Origin of the sequence: Vibrio sp., assembly GCF_050299255.1 — a bacterium.
Taxonomy (GTDB): Bacteria; Pseudomonadota; Gammaproteobacteria; order Enterobacterales; family Vibrionaceae; genus Vibrio.
This window is the reverse complement of the sequence record NZ_JBNKVP010000038.1, coordinates 1-25002: the sequence shown is the minus strand read 5'-3', so window position 1 is coordinate 25002 and position 25002 is coordinate 1. Positions and strand designations below refer to the sequence as shown.

At 47.7% G+C, this 25002-nt stretch carries 25 protein-coding genes; 9 read left to right on the top strand and 16 right to left on the bottom strand.

Annotated features, from left to right (window positions below; genetic code table 11):
- Positions 1-306: 306 nt before the first annotated feature.
- Positions 307-1839 carry a nitric oxide reductase transcriptional regulator NorR gene (gene norR / locus ACQY6F_RS11565; RefSeq protein WP_428774517.1) on the bottom strand — a complete coding sequence of 511 codons (1533 nt, stop codon included), beginning with the start codon at positions 1837-1839 and terminating at the stop codon, positions 307-309.
- Between the two features lie 190 nt (positions 1840-2029).
- On the opposite strand from norR, the gene norV reads away from it, so the two are divergent.
- The 3 genes from norV to ACQY6F_RS11550 all read left to right on the top strand — a co-directional run bounded on the left by norV (position 2030) and on the right by ACQY6F_RS11550 (position 5104).
- Complete coding sequence (gene norV / locus ACQY6F_RS11560; protein WP_428774515.1) at positions 2030-3529, top strand: anaerobic nitric oxide reductase flavorubredoxin; 1500 nt, start codon at positions 2030-2032, stop codon at positions 3527-3529.
- A gap of 10 nt (positions 3530-3539) precedes the next feature.
- Entirely contained in the window at positions 3540-4691 is a 1152-nt protein-coding gene (gene norW / locus ACQY6F_RS11555) for an NADH:flavorubredoxin reductase NorW (RefSeq protein WP_428774514.1), read from the top strand.
- A 74-nt stretch (positions 4692-4765) separates the two neighbouring features.
- Positions 4766-5104, top strand: coding sequence for a DUF1971 domain-containing protein (locus tag ACQY6F_RS11550; protein WP_428774513.1), 339 nt, complete (start codon positions 4766-4768; stop codon positions 5102-5104).
- A gap of 87 nt (positions 5105-5191) precedes the next feature.
- Here ACQY6F_RS11550 and ACQY6F_RS11545 read toward each other — a convergent pair whose 3' ends face one another.
- Positions 5192-5566: a COG4315 family predicted lipoprotein gene (locus tag ACQY6F_RS11545; protein ID WP_428774511.1), complete on the bottom strand. Its 375-nt coding sequence runs from the start codon at positions 5564-5566 to the stop codon at positions 5192-5194.
- 202 nt (positions 5567-5768) lie between these two features.
- Here ACQY6F_RS11545 and ACQY6F_RS11540 point away from each other — a divergent pair, with 202 nt between their 5' ends.
- On the top strand, positions 5769-5984 hold the full coding sequence (locus tag ACQY6F_RS11540; RefSeq protein WP_428774510.1) for a hypothetical protein: 216 nt from the start codon (positions 5769-5771) through the stop codon (positions 5982-5984).
- On the top strand, positions 5897-6655 hold the full coding sequence (locus ACQY6F_RS11535; RefSeq protein WP_428774529.1) for a sulfurtransferase: 759 nt from the start codon (positions 5897-5899) through the stop codon (positions 6653-6655). The genes ACQY6F_RS11540 and ACQY6F_RS11535 overlap by 88 nt, the downstream gene beginning before the upstream one ends.
- A 140-nt stretch (positions 6656-6795) precedes the next feature.
- Here the strand turns inward: ACQY6F_RS11535 and ACQY6F_RS11530 are convergent, their stop codons facing one another.
- From ACQY6F_RS11530 to ACQY6F_RS11470, 13 genes are all read right to left on the bottom strand, one after another.
- The gene (locus ACQY6F_RS11530; RefSeq protein WP_428774509.1) at positions 6796-7803 is read right to left on the bottom strand and encodes a LacI family DNA-binding transcriptional regulator; all 1008 of its coding nucleotides are present in this window, start codon (positions 7801-7803) and stop codon (positions 6796-6798) included.
- A gap of 136 nt (positions 7804-7939) precedes the next feature.
- Complete coding sequence (locus ACQY6F_RS11525; RefSeq protein WP_428774508.1) at positions 7940-8893, bottom strand: nuclear transport factor 2 family protein; 954 nt, start codon at positions 8891-8893, stop codon at positions 7940-7942.
- Between the two features lie 19 nt (positions 8894-8912).
- Positions 8913-9929, bottom strand: coding sequence for an ester cyclase (locus ACQY6F_RS11520; RefSeq protein WP_428774507.1), 1017 nt, complete (start codon positions 9927-9929; stop codon positions 8913-8915).
- Between the two features lie 9 nt (positions 9930-9938).
- On the bottom strand, positions 9939-10472 hold the full coding sequence (locus ACQY6F_RS11515) for an ester cyclase (RefSeq protein WP_428774506.1): 534 nt from the start codon (positions 10470-10472) through the stop codon (positions 9939-9941).
- A gap of 28 nt (positions 10473-10500) precedes the next feature.
- Positions 10501-11331, bottom strand: coding sequence for a carbohydrate ABC transporter permease (locus ACQY6F_RS11510; protein ID WP_428774504.1), 831 nt, complete (start codon positions 11329-11331; stop codon positions 10501-10503).
- Positions 11328-12185, bottom strand: a complete 858-nt coding sequence (locus ACQY6F_RS11505; protein WP_428774503.1) for a carbohydrate ABC transporter permease — start codon at positions 12183-12185, stop codon at positions 11328-11330. The genes ACQY6F_RS11510 and ACQY6F_RS11505 overlap by 4 nt, the downstream gene beginning before the upstream one ends.
- Before the next feature lie 9 nt (positions 12186-12194).
- On the bottom strand, positions 12195-13478 hold the full coding sequence (locus tag ACQY6F_RS11500; protein WP_428774502.1) for an ABC transporter substrate-binding protein: 1284 nt from the start codon (positions 13476-13478) through the stop codon (positions 12195-12197).
- Between the two features lie 20 nt (positions 13479-13498).
- Complete coding sequence (locus tag ACQY6F_RS11495; protein WP_428774500.1) at positions 13499-14584, bottom strand: ABC transporter ATP-binding protein; 1086 nt, start codon at positions 14582-14584, stop codon at positions 13499-13501.
- 284 nt (positions 14585-14868) lie between these two features.
- Positions 14869-16149 (bottom strand): TRAP transporter large permease, encoded by a 1281-nt coding sequence (locus ACQY6F_RS11490; RefSeq protein WP_428774498.1) that lies wholly within the window; start codon positions 16147-16149, stop codon positions 14869-14871.
- A complete protein-coding gene (locus ACQY6F_RS11485) occupies positions 16146-16709 on the bottom strand; it encodes a TRAP transporter small permease (protein ID WP_428774496.1) in 564 nt (187 codons plus the stop codon). The genes ACQY6F_RS11490 and ACQY6F_RS11485 overlap by 4 nt, the downstream gene beginning before the upstream one ends.
- Before the next feature lie 63 nt (positions 16710-16772).
- Positions 16773-17768: a TRAP transporter substrate-binding protein gene (locus ACQY6F_RS11480; protein WP_428774494.1), complete on the bottom strand. Its 996-nt coding sequence runs from the start codon at positions 17766-17768 to the stop codon at positions 16773-16775.
- Positions 17769-18026: 258 nt separating this feature from the next.
- Complete coding sequence (locus tag ACQY6F_RS11475; RefSeq protein ID WP_428774493.1) at positions 18027-18986, bottom strand: LacI family DNA-binding transcriptional regulator; 960 nt, start codon at positions 18984-18986, stop codon at positions 18027-18029.
- Positions 18987-19136: 150 nt separating this feature from the next.
- On the bottom strand, positions 19137-19886 hold the full coding sequence (locus tag ACQY6F_RS11470; protein WP_428774492.1) for an HpcH/HpaI aldolase family protein: 750 nt from the start codon (positions 19884-19886) through the stop codon (positions 19137-19139).
- 286 nt (positions 19887-20172) lie between these two features.
- Here ACQY6F_RS11470 and hisD point away from each other — a divergent pair, with 286 nt between their 5' ends.
- From hisD to ACQY6F_RS11450, 4 genes are read left to right on the top strand one after another with little or no spacing between them, the layout of a single operon-like run.
- Positions 20173-21465: a histidinol dehydrogenase gene (gene hisD / locus ACQY6F_RS11465; protein WP_428774490.1), complete on the top strand. Its 1293-nt coding sequence runs from the start codon at positions 20173-20175 to the stop codon at positions 21463-21465.
- Between the two features lies 1 nt (position 21466).
- Positions 21467-22201 (top strand): SDR family NAD(P)-dependent oxidoreductase, encoded by a 735-nt coding sequence (locus ACQY6F_RS11460; protein WP_428774489.1) that lies wholly within the window; start codon positions 21467-21469, stop codon positions 22199-22201.
- A 31-nt stretch (positions 22202-22232) separates the two neighbouring features.
- Positions 22233-23237 (top strand): cupin domain-containing protein, encoded by a 1005-nt coding sequence (locus ACQY6F_RS11455; protein ID WP_428774488.1) that lies wholly within the window; start codon positions 22233-22235, stop codon positions 23235-23237.
- Position 23238: 1 nt separating this feature from the next.
- Positions 23239-23961, top strand: coding sequence for an alpha/beta fold hydrolase (locus tag ACQY6F_RS11450; RefSeq protein ID WP_428774486.1), 723 nt, complete (start codon positions 23239-23241; stop codon positions 23959-23961).
- 61 nt (positions 23962-24022) lie between these two features.
- Here ACQY6F_RS11450 and ACQY6F_RS11445 read toward each other — a convergent pair.
- On the bottom strand, positions 24023-25002 hold a 980-nt coding region (locus tag ACQY6F_RS11445; RefSeq protein WP_428774484.1), incomplete at its 5' end, for an ester cyclase.

The window sequence follows — 25002 nt, the reverse complement described above, 5'->3', positions numbered from 1 at the left end:
TTACCAATAGAGGACAGAGTTTTTATCTCCAACACATAAACCTCGTAATATGCCAGGTGGCTGTGGTGTTTATGTGATAGATGGAGTACCAGAATATTGTCTGGCGATCCTTACAAACAGAGTTCCGCCGAAATGGTAGGTTTGGATGTCTGTGTTTGAGAAATTACCTGAAACCAGGTTTTTGGTTATGTTGACGTAATCAACTTGTGTCCAGATTCGAGCTGTTTAAGAAGCGTGATTCAAAGCTAGGACGCTAGGCCATCTCCTCCCGAGACTCAACTGACGATCTAAATTCGTATAGATTTTTTACTTAATGCCTAACCGTTTCGCCAAACGGTGCAAATTGCCATTATCCAGTTCCAACTGGCGTGCCGTTGCTGCCCAGTTACCTTGATTCTGCTCCAGAGTTTGAAGAATCATGGCTTTTTGAAATACATCGGTGGCTTCCTTCAACCCGGTATCAGCTAGTTTCAATTGAGCATTTTGAGGCGCTGATTTTTTGCCCGGGAGGTTTTGATTTGGCAATGTGATATCGAAATCTTGTTCACCCAATTCAATGTCCATTGATTGAGTTCGGGCTTTCGCTAATACACCTGCTCGTTTGATCACGTGCTCCAATTCACGCACGTTACCCGGCCATGTGTATTCTTTAAGGGCTTGGAGCTGAGTAGGTGACAGACGAATGCTGTTTAGCCCCAGCTTGCTTTTGAGTTGCTCTGCGAAGAAGCCAGCCAACAGCACTACATCATCCTCGCGGTCACGAAGTGGCGGCACATGCAGAGGGAATACGCTCAAGCGGTGATATAAGTCGGCGCGAAAACGCCCCGCGGTGACCTCTTCATGCAGAATACGGTTGGTGGCTGCCACTATGCGAGTATTCACACGAATATGGCGGTCATCTCCGACCCGCTGGATATCGCCATACTGCAATGCACGTAGCAGTTTTGCCTGTAGCGCCAGGGAAAGTTCGCCCACTTCATCTAAAAACAGAGTGCCACCATCCGCTTGTTCGAACTTACCTTTGCGATTGCTGATCGCGCCGGTAAATGCCCCTTTGATATGGCCGAACAGTTCACTCTCCGCGACAGATTCAGGCAAGGCTGCACAGTTCAGGTACACCAGAGTGTTGGCCGCTCGGCTGGAGCGGTGATGAATGGCACTCGCCACCAGTTCTTTACCTACCCCCGTCTCACCCATGACCAGAACCGAGAGTTCGGTATCGGCGACGGCATCTATCTGTTCTTGCAGCGCTTTCATGCCTGTTGAGTTACCAATAATCTCATTGCGCAGAGTGTGGTTTTCCGCATACGACTCACGCGGCAGGCTGGTTGGCGTTTCTAACTGTTCCAGAAGCAGGGCGGTGTGCAACCCACCTGCTGCGAGTGCGCTGATAAAACGCAGCTCCTGATTGAGCAGTCCGTCAAACTGGTTTGGATCGAAGGCGTCGATGGTGATGGCTCCAATCAACTGGTCATCAATTAGCAGTGGGAGCCCGAGACAGGAATGGACGTGCAATTTTCCTTCATGGTTGGGAATCAAACCATCGTAGGGGTCGGGCAGGTTGCTGTCCGATGGAAAACGCACAATATCGCCGGCACGTGCAATGGCTTCTAAACGTGGATGTTGCTCGATACAAAAGCGACGACCTAACACTTCTTTCGCCAACCCATTAATTGCCAGCGGCTTAAAGTGCTGATCTTCATATAAAAGCAATGCCGATGAATCACAGTTCAACACATCCCGAATGGTCGTCAACAAGGTGTCGAAACGTGCTTGTCGAGTAAGAGCGGAGTTCAGATCTTGAGTGATGTGAAGCCATTGAGCGGTTAGGGAAGTCATAGCGGATACCGGTTGTGTCAATATGACTATCTTAATGTCTTTATGATAAATTTCAACTGTGTCTAAATGACAGTAAACATTGATGTGTAAATTATATCTAATTGATAAATAACATAAATAAAAGTTGGCACGCCCAGTGCAATACGGAAAGAGATTATTTTTGTTTATCCCGTCATCTAAGGTAGTAAATATGACAATTCACGTAAAAAACAACATTCACTGGGTAGGTCAACGCGATTGGGAAGTGCAAGACTTCCACGGTACAGAATACAAAATGACAAAAGGTACCAGCTATAACAGTTATCTTATACGTGAAGAAAAAACCGTGCTTATCGATACTGTCGATCATCGATTCAGCCAGCAGTTTATTCAAAATCTGGAAATGGAAATCGACCTGAAGTCGATCGATTTTATCGTGGTAAACCACGCAGAAGAGGACCACTCAGGTGCTTTGTCGGCATTGATGGAGAAAATTCCCAACACACCAATCTACTGTACTGAAGCGGCGATTGATTCGATTGTCGGCCACCACCACCGTCCTGATTGGAATTTCAAAACCGTTAAAACCGGTGACAGCATTGATATTGGTAACGGTAAGCAACTGGTCTTTGTTGAAGCGCCGATGCTGCACTGGCCGGACAGTATGATGACTTACTTAACCGGAGATGCAGTTCTATTTAGTAACGATGCATTTGGGCAACACTACTGCGATGAGCGTCTGTTTAACGATGAAGTTGATCAAAATGAGCTGATGGAACAGTGCTTGCGCTACTACTCCAACATCCTGACACCATTTAGCAGCTTAGTGACCGCGAAAATCAAAGAGGTGCTGAGCTTTAATCTTCCTGTCGATATGATTGCTACTTCTCACGGTATTGTATGGCGTGACAACCCGGTACAGATCATCGAGCAATACCTGGCATGGGCTGACAACTACCAAGAAGACCGTATCACCATCTTCTACGACTCTATGTCGAACAATACCCGCATGATGGCGGATGCGATTGCGCAAGGTATTCACGATGTGGATCCCGCTGTAGCGGTAAAAGTGTTTAACGTTTCTAAACATGATAAGAACGAAATCTTAGCTAACGTGTTCCGTTCAAAAGGCCTGCTGGTTGGCTCATCCACCATGAATAATGTCATGATGCCGAAAATTGCAGGCATGCTAGAGGAGATCACCGGGCTTCGTTTTAAAGCGAAGAAAGCCGCGGCTTTTGGTAGTTATGGTTGGAATGGTGGTGCGGTAGACCGTATTCATGCTCGCTTGACTGATGCAGGTTTCGAAACGGCAGTCAGCCTGAAAACCAAATGGCGACCAGATGGTATAGCGATGCGCGCATGTCGTGAACATGGTCAGAACATCGCGAAGCTTTGGGCGAAGAGTGGACTGCCAAGTGCTGCTTTTGCACCAGCGCCAGCGGTTGAACAGCCTCAACTTGCTCAGCCAGTACAACAAGCAACGGCCCAGGCGGCAGCGGAAGTTCAGCCAGCAAATCCTAGCTCAGTAGCACACCCGGCCGATTGCCAATGCATGGTATGTACCGTGTGTAACTGGGTGTACGATCCAGCGAAAGGCGAGCCTAATCAGGGTGTTGAACCGGGCACTTCATGGCCTGAGGTTCCGGATTACTTCCTCTGCCCGGAATGTCACCTGGGTAAAGACGTGTTTGTTGAATACAAGGGTTAAGGAGGCCATGATGAAAGCACCAATCGTTATTATTGGCAGTGGTTTTGCTGCGTACCAGTTAGTAAAAACTGTGCGTCGTACGGATGCACTAACCCCGATTCAAGTTTTCACCGCCGATGACGGTTCCGAGTACAACAAACCAGACTTGAGCCATGTCTTCAGTAAACAGCAAACGGCGCAGGATCTGGTGGTGAAAACGGGTGACGCGTTTGCTAAAGAAAACAATATCGAATTGTTGGCGAACACTTTTGTTGACAGCGTGGATACTCAAACACAGCAAGTGGTCGCAAATGGTCGTTCATACGGCTATTCAAAACTGGTGTTCGCGACAGGGGCAAAAGCCTTTGTACCGCCGATGTTGGGCAACGCCGCAGAGCAAGTTATTACCCTGAACTCATTGCAAGAATACCAAACAGCGGAAGCACAAATCAGCAGTGCAAAACGCGTACTGGTGATTGGCGGCGGGTTGATCGGTGTAGAGATCGCAATGGATCTCGCCAGCAGTGGCAAAGCCGTTACGGTAATCGAGCCCAATCAACGCTTACTGGCGAACCTGATTCCAGAATTTGTCGCTTTACCGTTAGAAAACCAACTCAAACAGCAAGGTATCCAGCTCGCCCTTGGTAATGGTGTGGCAGAGGTGAACGGTTCGGGCACCGCGTTCGCGGCCACATTAACTAGTGGCCAAATCGTTGAAACAGATGTGGTGATTTCCGCTGCTGGGTTGCGCGCGAATACCAAGTTAGCCAAGGCATCAGGAATCGAGGTAAATAAAGGCATTGCAGTGGATGCTCGTCTGCAAACGTCAGCGGCCAATGTGTATGCACTGGGGGACTGTGCCGAAATACAGGGACGGATGATGCCTTACCTGCAACCGATAGTATTGAGTGCCAACGTACTGGGCAAACAGCTTTTGGGGCAGGAAGCACAATTGGTGCTACCGCCCATGATGGTAAAAGTGAAAACGCCGGGCTATCCGATTCAGCTTGCCGGTAACTTCAACAGCATCGCGACGTGGAACGTACAGATATCTCAATCTGGCATCGTGGCGAAAGCCGAAAATGAGAGCAACCAACTGGCGGGTTTTGTCGTCACTGGCGATCAAGTAACTCAGGCATTTCCATTGCTACGTGAGTTGTCTCAACCAGTAGCTCAGTCTTAATCAGCCTCATGGTCAGCATAGAAACGAAACAAGATTCAAAGTGAACAATATTGATTGTTAGAGAGGGTATTACTATGTCGCATCTACGTATTCCGAAAGATTGGACCATTCAACGCTCAACGCCTTTCTTTACCAAAGAGAATGTGCCCCAAGCGCTGCTTACTCATCACAATACCGCCGCAGGTGTGTTTGGCCAGTTATGTGTGATGGAAGGGCAGGTGACTTACTACGGTTTCGCCGATGAAAGAGCAACAGAACCTGAAACAGTAGTAGTAATCAACGCCGGTCAGTTCGCGACCAGTCCGCCGCAGTACTGGCACCGCATCGACATCAGTGATGATGCGCAGTTCAACATCAACTTCTGGTCAAATAAAGACAAGAGTGGACAAGCTATGTTTCACGCGAAGAAATAACCGTTTTATTATGCAGGCACAGCGCTAATTTGTCGGGAAGAAGCGCCAAGAGCAGAGATTCGTCTCTGCTCTTTTTTACTCTGTATTTTAGGGGTTCACTTGGTGCCAAATCCCTTTGAATCCATCACCAGTTGTGTCGCCGGGCTTTTGATCCTTGCTCCAGTAATAAAGCGGTTTGCCCTTATACGCCCACTGTTTACTGCCGTCATCACGACTGATGATGCTGAAATCCCCGCTGGCGGTTGCTTCGGAAGAAGCTGAGAGTGGCGGCCAATACGTTGCACAGGAGCCGTTACACATGCTTTTTCCACTGTCGGCGGTATCTTTGTCGAAAGTATAAAGGGTCATTCCATTAGCACCTACCAGTCTGCCATCCTCGGTTTGTACCGGGATTTCAGCGGCAAAGAGGTAATTGGCCACAGTTAATAGAGGCACCAGGATAAGTAACATTTTATGTTTCATAATCGTCTCCGATTAAAAGCTAAATTAAGTAGGGCACTAAATGTACTAATGTTCTCAGGGTAGTTAACGATGGGAAACTTTGCCAGATTGATATCCGGGAACGGCGGATTAGATGACCTCTTGTCAGAACATTCTGGTGCTAGTATTAGGTTACAGTTTGCTAACTATTCCAGGTTACACACGTTACTTACGGGAGATAACCATGAGTGAGCCCAATACTCGTATAGCCGAAACGGGCACGCTGCAACCACTCGTCGAGGCGGAGTGGCTGGAGGAACACTTAGATGACCCCAACCTACGCGTCGTGGATGCAACCGTACAAGTCAAGCTCTGGCCGTTCCCGTACATCAAGACAAGAGCGGTAGGCGTGGGTTTAAGCGAAACCACATACCAGGCGCGGCATTTGCCGATCTGCTGAAAATCTCGGACCCTAATGCGCCTTCCTATACGTTCACCATGCCAACAGCGGAATGGTTCGCCGAGCAAATGGGCCGACTTGGTATCGGCGACGGCACTCGCGTTGTGCTTTATGACGGGCGAGAGAACATGTGGGCTGCGCGGTTGTGGTGGATGCTCCGTACGTTTGGGTTTGACGATGCTGCGGTTCTTAACGGTGGCTGGACGGCGTGGCAGCAGGAAGGCCGACCCGTCTCCAATAAGCCGTGTGCGTATCCCGCTGCCACCTTCACCCCACGTGTCCGGTCGGAACTTATCGTAGGCAAGGGAGAAGTTCTTTCAGCGATTGAGCAGCCGACAACGTGCATCGTAAATGCGCTGGGTAGCCGCCAGCATCGTGGTGAACGTAAAGAATATGGTGGACGAGGGCACATTCCCGGTGCAAAAAACGTAACAGCATGGGAAATCCTTGACCGAAAGACGATGCGCTATCGTCCGGTTGAAGAGCTGCGGCAGTTGTTTCGCCCGATGCTGGAAGCCGAGCGCGTCATTACCTACTGCGGTGGAGGTATCGCCTCGTCGAGCGATGCGTTTATCCTCCACGTACTCGGACACCGCAACGTGGCGGTTTACGACGGAGGGCTTATTGAATGGTCAGCGGATCGCAGCCTGCCCCTTGAACTCGGAGAGTGACGTTCCGCTGTATATCTTTCCTAAACAGTAGCTGGCGGTCTTTCCGATTCTCACCCGATTACCAGGGGCTCTGCTCATTAGATTTTAGACGGCTACAAATGAAAGATACTTATTCAATAAACCAATTGTCGCTTTGCTAGCTACGCTTTCGTCGTCGACCGGACAAGCAGTTTAACCGGTACCATCATCTTGACGAGGCTGTTACTGTTGTTATTGATTTGGTCAACGACAATTTTGACACTCTCTCTTGCTAAGCGTTTGAAATCCTGGCGGAAAGTTGTTAATTGATAGCTTAACCATTCAGCTTGAGGGATGTTATCAAAGCCGATAACCTGGAGGTCGTCTGGAATGGATAAATTAAACTCATAGCGGGCGACATCCATCACAGCCATAGCAAGGTTGTCGGTGGCACAAAACACCGCTTCAGGTCGATTATTGTCTGTAAATAGAGTGCGAATCGCATCCAGCGAAGATTGGTAGTCATAACTGGCTTCGACTACGCGTGGGGTTTGACGGGTTAATTCTTCAAATTCAGAGCAAAAGCCTTTTTCCCGTTCATCATTAGTAAATGTCGGCACTTCTCCGGTCAGATAGACGGCGTTTTTTACGCCTTTGGCATTCAATAAATGTGCTGCTTGCTGTCCTGCTTCGTAGTTGTCACTGATCACATAGCTGCTTTGTGTGCCCTCAACAACTCTTGCATACTGAACAATAGGAATATTGAACTCTTCACACTCTTCGTACAGGGTTTTGTTGAAAGTGGCAGACGCGGCGATCACGCCATCCACGCGGTACTGAAAAATGTTTGGAATAGAGTGGTTGTCTTCGTCATCGACCTGCCAGGGGATCAGCACGGCAGAGTAGCCCAGCTTCTGTAATTCAGTTGAAATTAACTGCAGCGTTTTCATGTGAATAGGATAATCCGCATCAGGAAACACTAAACCGATCAATTTTGATTCATTGGTGGTAAGACTACGAGCAAACGCATTGGGGCGATAATTTAACGCTTTAGCCGCTTCGAATACTTTCTGCTTTGTTTTCTCCGACACGGAGCTTCCCGGCACAAAAACTCGTGACACGGTCGACTGGGAAACGCCAGCAAGCTTGGCAACATCTTTGGAGGTAACGGTTTGTTTATTTGGCAGCATAGAATTTGTGCTCGGCTATTTCAACAGGGCTGATGATAACATAATTAGGTACGTAGTCTTTTATCAACAAGGCCTTATTCATGTAAAAATAAGGCCTTGTGATGATCCGCTTGTCTAAATTGGGATGTACCCACGTTTATCCTTTGTGCTGCAATATCTGTTTCCATATCGCTAGTTCATCGAACAGGACATATTCACGGCGCAGTCCCCAGGGGCCAAATTCAGCGTGACAAGCGCCCATGACATAAACATCAGCACCACTGGGTTGACCAAAAGCACCGTACCCTTCGTGTTTACCCCGCAAAGACCAACGTATGGCTGCGCGTGGGGGAAGGTTATTACCCTCTAAACCTATTCGGTGGTGAACAGTAAACTCGGCATTGGGGAAAGCGGAGCGAAGCTGCACCCAGAAGTCGTCGATCTCTCCGTGTGATAGGGCGGAATGACCACCTGCGTATTCTCCGATGCAGGCACGGTCATACTCTTTTGGGATCACGCTCAATTCCGCCTGCATAATCGCACGAAGAATGTTTTCGTAGTGACGTCCCCACTCGTTATCGTTGCCACATCCTTTGTACGGGCCGGCCTGGTCGATTTCTGGCGTGAAAACGGGGCTGCTTTTTTCGGTGCCACCTTCCTGTTCAACTAATTTGCTTGTGTAAGCTTCAGGTGTATAGCCCATTTGCCGTGCTATGGCGCCCTGATCGCGGATCAGCCATTCATCATTGATCTTATTATTGATTGCGTGACAGTCTGCAATAATCCGAAAACGTAACTTGGTCCCGGTTTCCCTGTCGGTCGCGGTAGAGATAATTCGGTGGGATGAAAGCATGCCTTGTTCAGGCGTACCGCTCCAAATCACATCTTCACCATACAGAGTTCGATCAGGGTACTGCGCTAAAACGGCGAGCGTCGCATTGATTACATCTTTGTTGCCGAAAGAGATCGCTTGCGGTGTACGTACCACGATATCTTCGGCGTAGTATTCATGTAGCGTATGCAATCCTCTCTCTTCCCAGATCTCTTTGGTAATACCTAAAATGTAGTCTGGGAAATCTTTCCATCTGGGGTCGAAGCCAACCATAGCCATGTAAATCTCCTCCTTGAAATTATTTATCGAACTGGCGATAACGGGCTTTATTAAGCTCTTTCATCCGAGACAAAACATCCACGCCAAGCTGAGCGTAAACGTGAAGTAAATCTACCAACACCCAGTTCTCTCTGATTTTGTCTCCTTCGACGCGCCAGAAGTCAAGGCTGCGCATGGTAATTTCCTGGTTAGCGGGCGCAATGCCCAGCCAGCCGCTGCCGGATACCGTCATTTCCATCCCAGGCCAGGCGGTAAACGCGACGTAGTTATGCTCAGCAAACAAATATCCATTGCCTTCTTTGGTTCTTCTATTCGGTAACGCATTGAGAAATGGGATCTGGTGCCAGTTGCGAAAACCCGCGATACCACGTCCGGTACCAATGCCCGAAGGGCCATACCAGCTAGACCTTGGGTGCCAATATTTTTCAAGCTGCATGGCGTCAACACCGCCCTCGGCATGCTTAGCAAGGCCTGTCAGCATGTCGGATACAGTTTGTAGACTTTGCTCGGTGACCAGTGGATTTGCCTGTTGAACCAATCCATCACTGTGAGCAGGGGCGGGTGGATGCCACTCCCGTCCTAAGCTACGAGACATTGGCCAGGCGCCAGCTTGTAGCATCAGTTCAGGGATGTCCCAAAGTGCTTGAATTTCGACAATTTTATTGCCTTCGAAACGATAAAATTCGTGAAAACGCATCGACATCTGATGGCCCGTTGGCGGAATGTCTAACCAGGGCTCTAAAAAGCTGCCAGTGTAATAACCGCCGCAGCCAACCCACACTGAGTCATCGATCTGACTTGCCATCGCGATGTAGGTGCGTTTCTCCAAATCCGGAATGGCATTTAGCAGCGGCTGGTAAAGTGTTTCGATTAACTCTCCTTTGCCGCTAAGTGTCTCAAAGGGATAGGCGTACTGGAGTATGGCGTCAGGGCTGACTAGTGAATCGAGCTCGATTGCTACCTTCTCTAAATCGAAGTTGTACATTGTCTCATTGAGACGAGAAATCTTCTGTTTGCACAGTTCTATATCGGTCATAACGTGTCCTTAAGCCGTTTTGTAGAGTGGGTTTGTTTCACTGTCCTTTGATTCCCACCCCTTGCCATCAAATGCATCTACCCCTAGTTGTGCCATTACTGCAGGAAAATCGACCATGACATAGTTATCGACGATCTTACCGTCGACGACTTTCCAGAAGTCCATATAGCGAATGATCACCTTCTTTCCCGTTGGTTTGATGCCCATGAATTCACCCGAATGAATGGCTTCTTGTCGGCCAAACGCCGCACACCATTGGCCTTGCGTGATTCGCGCTTCATCAATACATACTTTTTCAGAAAATGCGGCTTGGAAGGGGCGTTGCCAGTTTTCCTGAAACTGCTTTAAGTCAGATTTAAACCCGCAACCGGCATTACCCATCCAACGAAAGTCCTGAGCAAAAAACCTGTCCATATTGTCGATGTCATGATCATTCAATCCATCAACCATGGAGCAGATAACATTCAGTGTTTCTTCAGTTTTTGAAAGATCGTTGTCGTTAGTTAATGTGCCTTGTACAGGGCGAGATACTTGCTGTTTCATACGGTTTCCCACTCAATGATAGTTGTTGTTAGCCTTTCACCGCACCAGCGACCAGGCCGGAAACGATTTTCTTCTGGAAGAAAATGATTAGGGCAACGATTGGCAGAGTGATTGATACCGCCCCCGCGGCTGTCATCGACCAATACTTAATGTCATCAGCACCAAACTGGGAGATGGCGACAGGCATCGTGGACGCGTTCGTTGCAGTCAGGGTTAGCGGAATAAGGAACTCGTTGTACGCCAACAAGAAAGTAAACAGACCGGTAGTAATAATGCCAGGCCACATGATAGGGACGATTGCCTTGGCAAAGGCCTGAAATTGATTACATCCGTCCATCATGGCCGACTCTTCCAACTCTTTTGGAATGTTCATAAAGAACGAGCGCATCATCCAAATGGTGAACGGCTGGTTGATGGCAACCAAAACCAAGATCAGCACTATGTGGGTGTCATAAAGCCCAACCATCCGGGTAAACTCATAGTATGGGATGAGAAATACCGTGTGGGGTAGTGAACGGAACACTAACGCCAGCATCAGTAGCCAAAAGCCGAGTTTGCCTGGGTAACGCGCCAATGCATAACCTGCGAAACAACCAATGGACAGCGAAATCACCACCACACCCAGGGTGACGATAACTGAGTTCCACAAAAATTCGCTGAAACCAAACTCTAGCCAAAGGCTGGCATAGTTATTCGCCGTCGGTTCAAACAGCCAAACGGGTGGATTGGAGAAGGCATCAACCGGTGACTTAATGGAAGTTAATATGGTCCAAAAGAAAGGAAATGCGCAGAACATTATCCAGACCAACATGATGCCGTAGACCATTAAACGTTGTAGATTGAAATTGGTTGGGTTCATGCGCGAATACCTCTTTGTTCTTTGTAGGTCATGTACAGGAACGGGATAAGAAGGACAAAGATGCCAAGCATAGTCAGGACAGAAACGGCACTGCCTTTGGCAACCGCATCCTGGACAATACCGACGCGATAGTTGTAGTACATCAGGGTCTCAGTCGAGTTCAGCCCCCCGGTCATCACGGCGACAGAATCGAACAGGCGATAGGCGTCCATAATGCAGATCATCGAGATAAACAGCGTAAGGGGTTGAAGCGCAGGAATAACCACATGTTTGATCTGATCCCATTGATGTGCGCCGTCGAGTACTGACGATTCCAGCGTGTCTTGTGGAATTGCCTGCAGGCCAGCGAAAAACACAATGGCTGCAAAAGGCGTCACTTGCCAGATACCGTAAAAAATGATCAACATGCGCGATTCAAACACATCGCTAAACCAGTAGATATTGATGCCCATCAGGCCCAGCAAATAGGTGATGTAGCCAAAATCCTGGAAAAGCCAAGAAAATATCAACGTACCAACCACCGGTGTCACCACGAAGGGTAATAATGTCGCAGCCATGAAAATTCCGCGAACTTTCTTGTTCAGCTTATTGAGCGCTAAGGCAACGATAAAGCCCAGAACCAGAACGCTGATGACGACGCTCACGGTGTAAATGAAGGTAAACTGAAAAGCAGACCAGAATGCTTCGTCCTGCAGGATATCGATATAGTTTCCAAAGCCTACATATCGAAGTTCACCTTTAAAATTGAAACGGTTGACTGACAAATACAGCGTCATTACCAGAGGTGCTGCCATCAGCAGCACCATAGACGCGATAGAAGGGCCAGAGAAACCGAGAAAGTTTCGTAAATTCATCGTCTCTCCTTACTCCAGGTATCCTTGGGCAACCGCTTCTTTGTAGTAAGCTTTTGCCGCTTCATTTAATGCCAGTTTAATGTCGGTTTCACCTCGCAGTGCATCTGGCAGCTTGTTACCAATTTGAGTATGTGCCAGCCCGTAGTAACCTTCGGTCGGGAAAGGTTTAGCCCCGTTCGCGATCATTGCGGAAAGCGCATCGAGATAACGGTATTGTTCACCTACTACCTGGTTTGCGGATTGACGAGCCAGGAAAGCTAAACTCGCACCTTCTTTCATATTTTGTTTTTTGAGTGTTTCCATCATGATTTTGAACACCAACTCACGATCGGCGTTCAAACGGGCTGGAAAAACATAACCATCCCAGAAAATGCTGGTGGAAGGGATTGAGGTTTTACTATTGGCTGTTGGTGCCATTGAATAGTTTACTTTGCCAACAACTTTGGATACTTGTTCGTTATCCATTTCCGCAGCGCGAGTGGCCCACACGTTACCCATAGCTGCTTTGTCTTGCTGGAAGTTGACCATCACCAGATCATTAGACAGAGATAGAGCATTGGGAGACATAAGCGGCAGCAGTGATTTCAAAATATTTGCAGCTTCAACGCCTTTATCGCCGTTGAAAAGTGGCTTGCCGGATTCATCAAAATATTGGCCGCCAAGTGACAGGTAGATGTTGGTAAACTCAGTCGCCAGGTTCCAGCCTTTACTCATTGCTTGCGAGAGAGGGTATTCAATTCCCGCGGCCTGAAGCGCTTTGCCTGCCTCTACCACTTGCTGATAATTTTGAGGAACCTTAATGTTATGCTGCTCAAACAGGTCTTTCCGATAGAAAAATTCCTGCATGTTAAGTTGTATCGGTAGCGCGTAGATTTCGCCATCTTGTTTGGTCAGCTCCCAAATACCGGCTGGGATATCGTCTAACTCGTATTCATCCCAGTACTTTTCGACCAAATCCGTAATGGGTTGAATCTGTTCTTTGATCAGGAATTCGTGAAACGTCTGCGCGGATACCTGGATGACATCATAAGGGGAATTACCACGGCGGCTGGAGAGTACAATTCGGGCTTGTTCTTGCACCGCGCTGCCTCCGACCAGTTTGTTTTTGATCTGCAGTTGCGGTGAAGCGCACTCTTCCATCTTGTCAGAAAAATGTTTCAACACAGGGTAGCTGTTCGAGAGTAAAGAGATTTTGCCTTTCGCTTCCAGATCTCCAAGATCACAATTTGCCAGTAGTGAAGAAGAAAACACCGCAGTAGAAATAAGCGCTAATGCTGTGAGTTGTCGTTTCATCATTTCATCCTCTGATTTGATTAAGCTGCATTTTCCGTGCAGGCATTATTTTGGACTCGGATTCTCTGTTCGCTCTGAGAATCAAATAGATAGGTGTGGGCCGTGTTGAAGTTAAACCCGACGCTTTGACCGATTTCCAGCTCGCAGTGTTTGCTGGCGCGGCAAATGACATAGTTGTCGTCGATCTTAACCGTCACCAAAGTGCATTCTCCGGTCATTTCAACCGCATATATTTCGGCAGATAAATGTGGATTTTGTACGTCAGTCAATTCAACATCTTCCGGCCGCACTCCCAGGGTTATGTTGCCTTGTGTCAGATTGCCGAAACCTTCTACGTAACAGCGTGTACCGGTAAAAGCCCCGTTGTTCAGCGAACCTTTGATGAAGTTCATCCCCGGAGAACCGATAAAGCTCGCGACAAAGAGGCTGGCAGGGTTGTTGTAAATCTCTTTTGGGGTATCAAGCTGCTGAATTTTGCCGTTGAAAAGTACGGCAACGCGATCGGCAAGTGTCATTGCCTCAATCTGATCATGGGTTACATATACAGTGGTTCGTTGAAATTCGTGATGGAGGTTTTTCAACAGAGCGCGCATTGATACACGAAGTTTGGCATCTAGGTTTGATAGCGGCTCATCCATCAGGAACAACTTGGGCTCGCGAACAATGGCGCGCGCGAGAGCAACGCGTTGACGTTGACCACCTGATAACGTGGCGGGTTTGCGATCAAGTAGATGGTCAAGCTCAACACGCTGAGCAGCACGCATTACGCGTTCGTGTAACTCTTCTTTCGGCACCTTCTGCATTTGCAGCGGAAAGGCGATATTTCCATATACCGTCTTTTGCGGATACAGCCCGTAGCTTTGGAAAACCATGGCTATGTCTCTGTCACGAGGATGGGTATCGTTGACGTATTGGTCATCGATAAAAACTTCCCCTTCACTAGGTGTATCAAGGCCTGCGATCATCCGCATGGTCGTTGTTTTGCCACAGCCAGAAGGGCCAAGAAGAACTAGAAACTCTCGATCCCTGATCTCAAGTGAAAGGTCGTTGATAGCGGTAAAGTCTTCCCAATACTTTTTTATGTTGCGTAACGATATTGATGCCATGTTTGACTCCATTCTTATTTTGCATACGAATCCATTTTGACAAACAAGACACAAACATCAACATCTCTTTAACAAATTAAACATTTAACTATCAACTTTGTGTTGATGCTCAAAATAACACCAACAAATGGAGCGGAATTCGAAGTTTCGCCTTGACTTTATCGGCTGGTTGCTAACTTTTTGGGAGCGTAGTCATTTTGGGTGGGTGTTTTTGGATAGGTATGCAATTGTTGGTGTTGTATAAAAAAGGCGAGCCCAGGCCCGCCTAACACAATGAAGAAAGATTAAGAAAGAAAGTCAGGTAAAGTCAAAGAGATAGCTGGTATAAAAGTGATGAGTAACAGGGCAACGATCATGGCAAATATCCAACCTATGATGGCTCTCGAGAGTGACTCAATTGGTACCTTACCGACCTGACTTGCCATAAACAGGTTGGCACCAAGAGGAGGAGTAACAAACCCTATTGCCAGGTTAACAATCATGACGATACCAAAGTGGACTGGGTCCATTCCCAACGCGGACGTGATTGGCAGCAAAATAGGCGTCAATATCACGATGGCAGCTAAGGTTTCCATAAAGGTACCAACGACGAGAAGCAGTATGTTGATACAAAGTAGTATCAGCAATTTGTTTTCCGTTATAGATAAAATGAATTGGGCGATTTCTGTCGGTAACCGTTCGAGTGTCAGGATACGGCCAAAGGTTACGGATGCCCCGACGATGACCAGTACCGCTCCCACCAGCAATGACGATTCAAGAATAATTTTCACAACTTGGCTGGGTTGCAGTTCTTTATAGACAAACATCCCAAAAATCAGACCATACAGTACACCAATCGCGGCGGATTCTGTCGGCGTGAAGATACCTGAATAGATGCCACCGAGAATAATTACCGGCAATAGCATCGCCCAACTGGCATCTTTGAGCGCCTCTATTCGCTCTGGCCAGGATGCTTTGGTTTCGTTGCCGGTATAGCCGCGCATTTTAGATACGATAAGGCAGTATCCAATTAACACCAGGCCGACGACCAAACCTGGGACAATGCCCGCCATAAACATTTTAGTTACCGAGACTTCGGCGGTGATTGCGTAAACGATCATAACGACTGACGGAGGAATGATGACACCAATCCCTCCCGCGGATGCGATTAAAGCACCGGCAAAACTGCGGTCATATCCCTTTTTTACCATGGAAGGAATCATGGTTAAGCCAATGGCGGCGACCGTGGCAGAGCCGGTACCGGAAATTGATGCAAAGAACATGCAGGCGACGATAGCGACAATACCTAATCCGCCGGTAAAGTGACCAAAAAACACTTCCGCGACATGAAGCAGGCGTTTTGATATACCGCCCTGACTCATCAAATTACCCGCGAGAGTAAACAGCACAACCGCTAGCAGTGGGAACGAGTCCAGGCCCGTTACCATGCCCTGAACCAGAAATTCTATATTAAGAAATGGCAAGCTTAATATGGCAATCATACTGGCAGTGGCAAGTGCAATACCAACAGGTACGCCAATAAGTAGCAGCAAACTGAAGCTGCCAAACAGTAATGCAGAGGTCATGCGTTTGGCTCCAGTAATTGATTTTCAGTACGATGTTTGTTTTTCAGACCGCGATAATGATCAGCAGAGAAACGTCCAGATTTGAGAGGCTTGGTGCTAAAGAAGATTTTTTGTCTAATGCCAGCCACCAATCGAATACAGCTTAAAACGGCGCAAACCAAAACCGATGCGTAGAGAAATGCAACCGGGATTTCCATTGCCGGCGCGATTTGACCAAGCGTTAAGCTTCGATTGATCACCGTAAAACCAAACCAGGCTACGCTACTGCTAAAGGCGAAATAAATCACATCGGAAACAATCAAACTATATTGTTTCCAGCGACTGGGTAGCTTATTAATGAATATGCGAATTCGAATGTGTCGGTCGTCACGGATGCAATAACTGATGCTCAGGTACATCGCCCAGACGAAAAGATAACGTGCAAGTTCTTCGGCCCAGGCAATCGTAGCATCAAATAACCTTAACGCGATCTGTGCGCAGAGCAGGGCAGTCATTAAGGTAATGGCGAACACGATCAGTGCAGGTTCAAAGTATTTATCAAGTAAGCGAAGCCACTTCATAATCATCTCCAAAATAGAAAACCACACAAACACAGGCTGCATTTGTGTGGTTTCTTGCAAAACTTATAAACGTTCGATTTCAGCAATCACGCTGTCAAACAGCTTTTCACCCGTTTTACTGCGTAGATCCTGATAAACGGCGGCATTCATCTTTTCTTTCATTTGATTGCGCACCTGATCAGACACGATATTAACCGTCATGCCTTTTGATTCGAGGTCTTTGATGACCTCCTGGTTTTGTTTTGCTGCCAGTTGGCGTTGTTTTGTGATGGTTTCTCGACTCACTTGTGTTACTAAATCTTGTTGTTCTGCGGGCAAAGAGTCCCAAAACTCTTTGTTCATGAATAGAACGTAGTTGGTGTAGATATGATTGGTGAGAGATAAGTAATCTTGTGCTTCGTAAAAACGCTCTGCATAGATTGAATAAATGGCGCTCTCTTGTGCATTGATTAGACCTTGCTGTAGCGATGTGAAAATTTCACCCCACGACAACGGGGTTGGAGCGGTACCGACAGATTCCCAGGCGCGAATTTGGGTTGGATTCGATGCAGAACGAATTTTCAGCCCTTTAAGATCGTCTATCTCATCGATAGGCTGATTGTTGTTCGTAATGCTGCGGAAACCAACTTCCATAAAGCCTAAACCGTGAAACCCTTTTGATTCCATGGCATTAAGAAGGGGTTGGCCGATTTTATCGCTGTCCAGTGCTTGGTGCGCTTGCTGCTCGTTGTCAAACAGGTAGAACAGATCAAGGACGTTAAATTCTGGAACGTAGGGCGACAGTAAAACTGATGCACCAAAGGTCATTTGCAGGTTTCCCTGTTGGACCAGTTCAGTAGTTTCCCTTACGTCACCAAGCTGACGAGCGGGATAGATTTCTACCTCTAGTTCGCCGTTTGAACGAGCTTCGAGCTCCTGTTCAAAGTACAACATTGCTTTGTGAACCGGTGATGTTTCCTGGCTATCGTGAGCGAGGCGAATCACATTGGTTGCAAGCGCATTCATACTTGCCGAGGTTAAACAAATTGCAGTTAAGGTTGTGATGATTGTTTTTTTCATTGCTCGTCCTTGCTAACGGTATTACCTAATCGGGTTTGCATTCGCTATAGGTCTCACCGTTTTGGTAAGTTTAATAATAAAATGAGCAATTCATATCCATTTGCATACGAATCCAAAATATAGATTTTATGTAACATGTCAATAACAAATGATTTGATCCATCATGATTTGTGTTAATTGGCGGTTAAATTTCAACTCAGGTCACATAAAAAACCCTGCAAAAAAGCAGGGCGTGGAGAGGATCTATAGCGAGTATTGCTAGCGGGAAGTGCTACCTCGTTCGATTAAATCTCCTTGCTCAAGCAAGTAGCTGGAGCTGGCATCAGTGCTGTCGTTGATGCGGCTCATCAGATCATCGACGGCACGTTGTACGATTTTGTCGACCGGCTGTGCAATCGTGGTCAAATCGTAGCTGGGCCATCCGGCCATTGGGATGTCATCAACTCCCATGATGGCATAATCGCCTGGAATTGACGCGCTCGCTTTCCTTAGCCCATCCATGACCCCCATGGCCAAAATATCATTCGCACAGAAGATAGCGTCTGGTTTTACTGTGTGGCCCAGTATCTCGCTGGCGGCATTTAGCCCCGCTTCAAAACTGTATTTGGCCTGAATATAAACAGGTGACGGTAAGCCCATTTCCTGTAGAGTGGAGGAGAATCCCAACCAGCGTTCTTCACTGGTCATCGAACCGGCGTCACCACTCACATAAGCTAATTGTTTGTATCCTTTAGACACCAAATACTCAGCGGCCTGTTTGCCCGTCAATCGGTTATCTATTCCCGCACTGTTGGCATTTAACCCTTCTGAATAACGGTTAATTAAGCTCAGATGAACACCAAACTTCTCACACTGAGCAAATGCGCGTGAAGTAAGACGACTGGTTGCAATGATCAAGCCGTCCACTTGATATTCAATGGCGCGTGAGATGGCTAAATCCAGATCATCTTTATCAATAGGGCACAGAACAACTTGCCCCCCACGCTTTTGAATGGCGATAGCCAAAGCCCGGGTGAGCAAATCGTACATAGGGTTTGACTCACTATCTAACGCGATGGCGACTAAGCCAGATCGATTGGAGATCAGGCTTCGGGCAATGGCATTCGGCGTATAGCCCAGCTTGGCAGCGGCATCCATCACCATTTTACGCTTTTTTTCGCTAATACTGGCAGTTGGGCTGAAGGCTCTCGATACCGTCGATTGAGAGACGCCGAGCATTTTAGCGACGTCGATGGAAGTTACTTTCGCTTTGATGATGGAACTCCTTAAACTGGGCTGATTGACCCATACATAAGTTGCGAGTGTATGGGCTAGGGGAAATCGCTGTCTAGCGCTTGATACTTATCGCAGTCAACTATCCGATAAAAGTTAAGAATTCATCACATTTCTTTCTTGTTTAAAACCGTCGATGATCATTTTGTGCTCAGAGCCGACTGCAAAGAAATCGACGCCTAACTCTCGCCACTCGCGCGCGGTTTCGGCGCTGGCGACAAACATTCCAACCGGTTTGTTGTGTGCTTTAGCGGCGTTGATAATTTTAATGCTCGCGTCACGAACCGTCTCGTCCTGGACTCCCTGCGCACCATATGCGACGGCAAGGTCAACCTGACCAATGAACAATGCATCAATACCCTCTACTGCGGCGATCGAGTCGACATTTTCAACTCCTATCGGGTCTTCGATTTGAGCAATTATCGTCGTGCCCGATTTGCTGTCGGCCAGGTGCTGTGCCATGGGTTTGGTGGCATAGAGTGCCGCCCGGCTTGAACCAGCATAGCCACGGCCACCTTCGCCATAATGACACATTTTTACGATGGCCCGGGCCTGAGCTTCATCACAAACATGTGGAATTTGGATACCTGTTGCGCCGCAATCCAAAGCGTTCAGGACGGTTGAAGGGTGACTATCCTGGATCCTGACCACACAAGGCATCTGGCTTGCTCTCGCTGCGAGTATGCATAGATCCAGAGACGTCCTGTCAAAGGGGGCATGTTCAGCATCAAGGATGACAAAAGGCAGTTCCGCCAGTGCAAGCACTTCGATGATATGAGGATGAGGTGTTTTAACGAATGTCCCCAGTAGGATCTGTTGCTGTAGCTGAACTTTAAAATTTTCCATGTGTAATCTCCATTGCAAAGGTATGCAAAAACTAACACGGATAAATGTAAATGATCAGTAAAAATAATGTGATCTAAATATCATTAATTAGTATTGATCAGTCAGGTGTATGTGTGCAAATCAATGATTTTAATCCTTAACATCCTGATAAAACATAGGTTTATGGTTATCGGTACGTTACACATCTGATGCTTGCTATGTGTTAAATTTATGTTTAATCTAATTTTGCATTCGTATCCAAAAGCATAAAAACAAACCTAGTTATAACCTTCAAGGAGAATTACCCATGGCACGCATTTTAAAGAAAGGGATCACGGAAGAAGTATCGGCATCTAATGACGCTAAGGTGCGTCAGATAGTCGAAGGTATTCTTGCGGATATCGAAGCGAAGGGTGATGGCGCGGTACGTGAGCTGTCAGAAAAGTTTGATAACTGGTCGCCGGAACAGTTTCGGTTATCACCTGAACAAATACAGGCATGCGTTGATGCTTTAGATGAATCAACCCGTCACGATATTGAATTTGCCCAAAAGCAAGTTCGTAACTTTGCGCAGATACAGCGTGATTCAATGAAAGATGTCGAAGTGGAAACCATGCCAGGTGTGGTTCTTGGGCATAAGAATATTCCGGTCAACAGTGTCGGTTGTTATATTCCAGGCGGTAAGTATCCGCTGGTGGCTTCTGCCCACATGAGCGTGTTGACGGCAAAAGTTGCGGGCGTGAAACGAGTTATTGCCTGTGCTCCTCCATTTAATGGTCAGCCAAATGTGGCGATTGTCGCGGCTATGGCAATGGCCGGAGCAGATGAAATTTACTGCTTTGGTGGCGTTCAGGCAGTTGGTGCAATGGCTTTAGGTACAGAAACTATCGCACCGGTAGATATGATCGTTGGCCCGGGTAACGCATTTGTTGCTGAGGCTAAACGCCAGCTGTTCGGCCGAGTCGGTATCGACTTGTTTGCCGGACCAACAGAGACACTGGTGATTGCTGATGAAAAGGGTTGCGACCCGGAATTGGCTGCGGCCGATTTACTTGGTCAGGCGGAACATGGCTACAACTCCCCAGCAGTGCTACTGACAAACAGCGAAGAGTTTGCTCAAGCAACGATCCAAGAAGTAGAGCGTCAGTTAACCATTTTGCCAACCGCTGAAGTAGCCGGTAAAGCATGGGCCGATTACGGTCAGGTAATAGTCTGCGATAGCTACCAGGAAATGGTTGAAATTGCTGATGACATTGCGTCTGAACACGTACAGGTAATGACTGAAGACCCGAGTTACTTCCTGAATAATATGACTAACTACGGCGCGCTGTTCCTGGGACGTGAAACGAACGTTTCATACGGAGATAAGTGTATTGGTACCAATCACACGCTTCCAACCAAAAAAGCCGCTCGCTACACCGGTGGATTGTGGGTCGGCAAGTTTATCAAGACCTGTACTTATCAACGTGTCACTGAAGAAGCGTCATTGAAAGTAGGTGAATACTGCTCGCGTCTTTGTGCTTTGGAGGGATTTGCGGGTCACAAGGAGCAGGCGGATATTCGCGTCCGCCGTTACAAAGGCAAATTTGAAGAGGCGTAATATGCGAAAAACTGCCTTAGTAACAGGTGGCAGTGGCGGTCTTGGGGCCGCTATCTGTCAAAAGCTCGCCGCATCCGGTTATCAGGTTGTATTGACTTACAACAGCAACAAACAGGCTGCCGATAAAGTGTTGCAGTCACTAGCAGGTAACGGCCATCACGCTTTCCAGTTGAATGTGACCGATTCCGACGCGATTACTGAGCTGGCGCATCAGGTCGATGAAATCGCTGCCAAATTGGATTTGCTTGTTAACTGCGCTGGTATGACAAAGTTTGTTGCTCATTCGGACCTTAATGGGCTCGACGACCAACTCTTCGACCAGATTTTTAAAGTGAACGTTCGTGCTCCTTTTGCCATGGTTAGGGCCTTTGAATCGGCGCTTAATAAAGCAAAAGGATGCGTCGTTAATATCACCTCCATTGCGGCTCAAACCGCGATGGGTAGCAATATCGCTTACTGTGCAAGCAAGTCTGCCGCAGAAAATATGACACGTTCACTTGCTCGCGCACTTGCTCCGGATATCCGAGTACTGGCTGTCGCACCAGGTCTGGTGGATACCGAATTTGTTAAAGGTCTCGATGATCATTGGCGTAATCAGCAAGAGCAGTCGACCGCTCTGAAACGTTTGGCTAACGATGAAGAAGTCGCTAACGCTGTGTATGCCGCAGCCGAGTTATTGACGTTCTCTACGGGCAACACGATTTCTGTCGATGGTGGCAGACCGCTCGGGATCTAACGCAAGCAAAAAGAATGACAAGGATTCTTACATGACTCTACAAAACACAATTAATAATAATCTTGTTCGATATATGGAACTGATACCGGGCACCAGCGCATTCATTGATGCGCGTACGCCTGGCAGTGATCTAAAAGATAACTTTTGCATTATTGGCGCTGGTGTAGCCGAGAGTAGCCGGCAGCACGTACATATTCGTGAAACCGCAGGTTTTAATATTGGGGCTGCAGGTCAACCCCCGGGGATAACAAACTCACTTCACTCTCACCGTACCGCAGAGCTGTTTGTGGTTTTTAAAGGGCAGTTCCGTTTCTACTGGGGTAACGATGGTGAACATGAAGCTGTGTTATCACACGGTGACGTCATTTCCATTCCGACCAATCTGTTCAGAGGATTCGAAGTGGTAGGAAGAGATTATGGATTCATGTTCTCGGTGTTAGGAGGTGATAACTCGGGTGGCGGCGTAATTTGGCATCCTAATGTTATCAAAGACAGCCAGGGGTATGGCTTATTCCTGAAAGCTGACGGTACGCTGGTCGATACAGTCGATGGCGATCCTGTGCCAGCTGACTCTGAGCTGATGCCACTGCTTAGCGAGGAAGAGTTGAAATCTTTTGACAGCTATACCGTTGAAGAGATGCTGCCATTTGTGGCGCTGCGCAACAATTACCAGGCTATTAGCAGTGACTTTGCTGCGCCTAATGTAAAACAGTATGCACTGACTGGCCATCCTCAGGCAGACTACGATTTTCAGGTAAAGAGTGAAGATGAAGTAAGCATCATGGCTTACGAGTTGTCTGCAGGGGCATCCATTCCTCAGCACCGCCGTGACGAAAAGCAGGTGTTGATTAACTTCGACGGAGACACCGAAGTGGTTGTTACTCAAAACGGAGAACAAGCCAGTATCACTTTAACTCGCGGGGATGTCTTTAGCGTACCGCAAGGCGCCGCCTATTCATTGACCAACCTTCGTGGTCAGAGCCTGACTTATTGCATTTTGGGCTCGGATAAGCCGGTTAAACTGTCGGGAGTGTAATATGAATCAACCACTGCCTTTAATCTGGTTGCCCGGATTACTTTGCGACGGTGGGCTATTTGAAGACGTGAATAAGGGGCTACCTGGCTGGGTGGCTCCTTCGTGTATTCAGCTAGCTACTTTATCGACAATGGAACAACTGGCTCACGATGTGCTGCTGCAAGCGCCACCTGAATTTGTGCTTGGTGGGCTATCTATGGGGGGAATATTGGCGTTTGAAGTTTATCGTCAGGCCCCAGAGAGAGTGAAGGGATTAATTTTGATGGATACCAATGCAGCGGATGAGAAGCCAGAAGTGACCGAGAAACGCAATGACCTGGTTAGCCAGGCGTTAAGTGGTCAATTTGCAGCCATCACCCCTGAGGTTTTGCTACCGGTACTGATTCACCCCAGCCGGTTGAACAACCGGGTGCTAACTCAGCAGATTGAGCAAATGGCGATCAACGTGGGGGTAGACGCGTTTTCAGCGCATGCGGACGCACTTGCAAACCGGCCAGACAGTCGGCCATTGTTGGCGCAGATTTCAGTACCGACGCTGGTAATTACCGGCAAAGACGATTTGCTTTGTCCCTTGGACAATCATTTATTGATGGCGAAACATATATCCGATGTGACATTGCACGTTCTTCCTGATTGTGGGCACTTATCGTCGATGGAACGTCCAAAGGATGTAGCGGCACGATTAACCGACTGGTTTGAAATTAATCAACACTGGTGGCTCTAGACACAACTAAAAAAGCCCCGAACCCAATGGTTCGGGGCTTTTTTTCGCCCGGTATTACGGATTAAAGCTGAGGATTCATGATGTTCTGCGTACGCTCAAACACATCCAGACCTTGTTGCTTCAACCAGTATGGCAGGTCAATCAGTACCCAGTTCTCAGACAACTTATCATTATCACGATAGTAAACATCGACAACTTGCATATCGGCTCGAATCTCACCACCCGGCAGACCTAAGAAGCCGCCAATTGGCGTATTCGACAGGTTTGGCCAACCGAAGAAACAGGCAAAACTTCCCTCAGCAAAACGACATACATGACCATTGAATTTTTTGTCTTTCAGGTTATTGCGGAAAGGCAGTTGGTGCTGCTGCTGATAACGCGGAATGGTGTAAGAAGCACCAATCCCGCATGGACCGTACCAGATCATGTCTTTCGACCAGCTTTTCTCCAGAACTTCTGGAGGGCAACCCATTGCGCCACTGTCATTCAGTGCGGATAAGTCATCAACCATCTTATTAACCAGCGCCAGCGTCGCAATACCTTCTTCAGGTGCCGCGTCTTCAAACAGTAAGCCATCGTGGTTGCGAGGACCAGGGTATACGAAATGCTTGCCTGTGGAAGGTGGTAATGGGTAACAACCTGCTTGATCCATAACGCCAAGTAGATCCAGGAACAGGCCCGTCTTGGTGATCTTGCCGTTCTCAACACAGTTAAATTCGGCATAACGGATGTTCATCATTTTACCGGTAGGGCGCATACCGAGGAACTCTGCATCAAACAGGCCCATGAAGTGACCCATGCTCATCACCCAGATTTCATCAGGGTTTATCTCGTTGTTGCCACCAATGAAAATGTCCTGTCGACGTTGCAAGCGAGTCATTGACTTCAGTAACGGAGCCCAAAAAACCGATGCCGCAGCTTCAGCTCCCTGTTGCTCACGAAATGGATACACTCCCCGCCACAGGTAGTTTTCAGCAGTGAAAGATGCAAGTACTTCTGCAACATTCTCTTGAGTTGCATTTTCCATGGCATCAAAGTACT

Coding starts and splice junctions, on each gene's coding strand:
- ACQY6F_RS11480 (WP_428774494.1), bottom strand. CDS start 17,768: ATGAAAAAAACAATCATCACAACCTTAACTGCAATTTGTTTAACCTCG.
- norR (WP_428774517.1), bottom strand. CDS start 1,839: ATGACTTCCCTAACCGCTCAATGGCTTCACATCACTCAAGATCTGAAC.
- ACQY6F_RS11520 (WP_428774507.1), bottom strand. CDS start 9,929: ATGACCGATATAGAACTGTGCAAACAGAAGATTTCTCGTCTCAATGAG.
- ACQY6F_RS11500 (WP_428774502.1), bottom strand. CDS start 13,478: ATGAAACGACAACTCACAGCATTAGCGCTTATTTCTACTGCGGTGTTT.
- ACQY6F_RS11460 (WP_428774489.1), top strand. CDS start 21,467: ATGCGAAAAACTGCCTTAGTAACAGGTGGCAGTGGCGGTCTTGGGGCC.
- ACQY6F_RS11530 (WP_428774509.1), bottom strand. CDS start 7,803: ATGCTGCCAAATAAACAAACCGTTACCTCCAAAGATGTTGCCAAGCTT.
- norV (WP_428774515.1), top strand. CDS start 2,030: ATGACAATTCACGTAAAAAACAACATTCACTGGGTAGGTCAACGCGAT.
- ACQY6F_RS11455 (WP_428774488.1), top strand. CDS start 22,233: ATGACTCTACAAAACACAATTAATAATAATCTTGTTCGATATATGGAA.
- ACQY6F_RS11510 (WP_428774504.1), bottom strand. CDS start 11,331: ATGAACCCAACCAATTTCAATCTACAACGTTTAATGGTCTACGGCATC.
- ACQY6F_RS11505 (WP_428774503.1), bottom strand. CDS start 12,185: ATGAATTTACGAAACTTTCTCGGTTTCTCTGGCCCTTCTATCGCGTCT.
- ACQY6F_RS11475 (WP_428774493.1), bottom strand. CDS start 18,986: ATGCTCGGCGTCTCTCAATCGACGGTATCGAGAGCCTTCAGCCCAACT.
- hisD (WP_428774490.1), top strand. CDS start 20,173: ATGGCACGCATTTTAAAGAAAGGGATCACGGAAGAAGTATCGGCATCT.
- ACQY6F_RS11450 (WP_428774486.1), top strand. CDS start 23,239: ATGAATCAACCACTGCCTTTAATCTGGTTGCCCGGATTACTTTGCGAC.
- ACQY6F_RS11525 (WP_428774508.1), bottom strand. CDS start 8,893: ATGGCTATGGTTGGCTTCGACCCCAGATGGAAAGATTTCCCAGACTAC.
- ACQY6F_RS11545 (WP_428774511.1), bottom strand. CDS start 5,566: ATGAAACATAAAATGTTACTTATCCTGGTGCCTCTATTAACTGTGGCC.
- ACQY6F_RS11470 (WP_428774492.1), bottom strand. CDS start 19,886: ATGGAAAATTTTAAAGTTCAGCTACAGCAACAGATCCTACTGGGGACA.
- ACQY6F_RS11540 (WP_428774510.1), top strand. CDS start 5,769: ATGAGTGAGCCCAATACTCGTATAGCCGAAACGGGCACGCTGCAACCA.
- ACQY6F_RS11490 (WP_428774498.1), bottom strand. CDS start 16,149: ATGACCTCTGCATTACTGTTTGGCAGCTTCAGTTTGCTGCTACTTATT.
- ACQY6F_RS11515 (WP_428774506.1), bottom strand. CDS start 10,472: ATGAAACAGCAAGTATCTCGCCCTGTACAAGGCACATTAACTAACGAC.
- ACQY6F_RS11550 (WP_428774513.1), top strand. CDS start 4,766: ATGTCGCATCTACGTATTCCGAAAGATTGGACCATTCAACGCTCAACG.
- ACQY6F_RS11495 (WP_428774500.1), bottom strand. CDS start 14,584: ATGGCATCAATATCGTTACGCAACATAAAAAAGTATTGGGAAGACTTT.
- norW (WP_428774514.1), top strand. CDS start 3,540: ATGAAAGCACCAATCGTTATTATTGGCAGTGGTTTTGCTGCGTACCAG.
- ACQY6F_RS11485 (WP_428774496.1), bottom strand. CDS start 16,709: ATGAAGTGGCTTCGCTTACTTGATAAATACTTTGAACCTGCACTGATC.